Raw genomic sequence first — 1,597 nt, forward strand, 5'->3', positions numbered from 1 at the left:
CAAACATTTAAAAACCCAATCGTTACGAATGAAAACACTATTGATTTTAATATCATTTCTATTTTTGACCAATTCGGATGTAATGCATCAAGACACACCATTACAAGTTGATAAAAATGGAAATATAATTGGTTTGCCGAAAGAATTTAGTCCTGCGAAATTTGACTTGAATAAAAAAATATTGAGGATAAATGACAAGGAAGTTGTTTTTCCAAAATGCCTGAATTATTACTTTGAGGAACATAAAAACCCTAAACTACATTTATCCGCTTCTTGGTATCACTCGAAAGAGATTATGCCATATTATTTGAATTTTTCCATTTCTGATAAGAGTGTAAATTATGGATATACAATTTTGGTGGATTTAGAAACATTGGAATTAATTTATGTGGAAAAACCGAGAACAGAAGGAAATACGACATATAATCCAGAAGTAGATTTAGGAGAAAAATGTCTGACTGAATATAAAAACGGAATTAAAACTCTAAATTAACGAAAGAATAAAAAACGATTTGCTAACACCGTATAAAAATAATTGCGGCTTAGTGCTTAATCAAAGGTCTTTGCGTGTTTATAACGTCTGATTTTCCTTCGGAAAATCCTCGCACACAAACCCGCAACTATTCTTATACTTAAACGTTGTACGCAATATCCCAAAAACATTACGCTGAAATAAATGTTTAGTTTTAAAAAGAATAATTTAGAGAAAATAAAGTCATTCATTCGGAATTCAGAAGAAATCGAAATTGAAAAATCCGACAAGGAAAAACTAATCAAAATGATTAGACCAACTGTTGGAATTCAGACTAAATCGAGTGATGATAAAAACTTAAAAGTTGGAAAATCAAAAATTGGTGGAAAACCTGATTTACCAAAAGACTTTGAATGGCCTAAATCAGACAATAAATCAATGTTATTTTGTGCTCAATATAATTTGTCTGAATTAACAAAATTTGACAAAGAAAACATCTTGCCGAAAAAAGGTTTCTTTTACGTCTTTTTAAATCTTGACCAAGACTGGAAAGAATTTAATGGTATAAATCAACCATATAAATTTATATTCAGCGAAACTGAAAATATAATCCGAACTGAATTCCCAAATGACCTTGAAGAAAATCAGACATTCAAAACAGCGGAAATCGAGTATTTTCAATTTTACACAATACCAGACGACGAGAATTATAAACTATTCGAGTTTGAAAAAAAATATGATGATTTTTACTTTTATTTTTATCAACCAACAGATGAATATCTAATTGAAGAGCTTTACAAAGATTCAAATAAAATGCATCAAATTCTTGGATACGACAGGTCAATCCAATCAAGTGTAGTTTATGAATTTTCCTCAAAAGAATTAGGTCTTTATCTAGCCGAAAGTTCTGAACATAAAAAACGTTGGAATGATATATTAGAGTTGTCAAAAACTTATGAATTACTCTTACAATTAGATTGTGACGACCCAAATACTGATTTATCTAAATATGGTGGAAGTGGAACTTATTATTTCGGAATATCAAAAACTGATTTAGAGAAAAAGAACTTTAATGATATTAAAATGTCGTTTCAAATGACATAAAATACTGCGTACAACATCGTG

General features: G+C 29.4%; 2 protein-coding genes. Both read left to right on the top strand.

The window, feature by feature from the left end:
- Positions 1 to 493, top strand: a 493-nt coding sequence (locus tag R3X28_RS19135; protein ID WP_317666479.1) for a hypothetical protein, incomplete at its 5' end; no start/stop codon positions are given.
- A gap of 183 nt (positions 494 to 676) precedes the next feature.
- Complete coding sequence (locus R3X28_RS19140) at positions 677 to 1,576, top strand: YwqG family protein (protein ID WP_317666481.1); 900 nt, start codon at positions 677 to 679, stop codon at positions 1,574 to 1,576.
- The last annotated feature ends 21 nt before the right edge of the window (positions 1,577 to 1,597 follow it).

The sequence above is a fragment of the Maribacter sp. TH_r10 genome, from assembly GCF_033101095.1.
In the GTDB taxonomy this organism is placed as follows: Bacteria; Bacteroidota; Bacteroidia; order Flavobacteriales; family Flavobacteriaceae; genus Maribacter_A; species Maribacter_A luteus.

Coding starts and splice junctions, on each gene's coding strand:
- R3X28_RS19140 (WP_317666481.1), top strand. CDS start 677: ATGTTTAGTTTTAAAAAGAATAATTTAGAGAAAATAAAGTCATTCATT.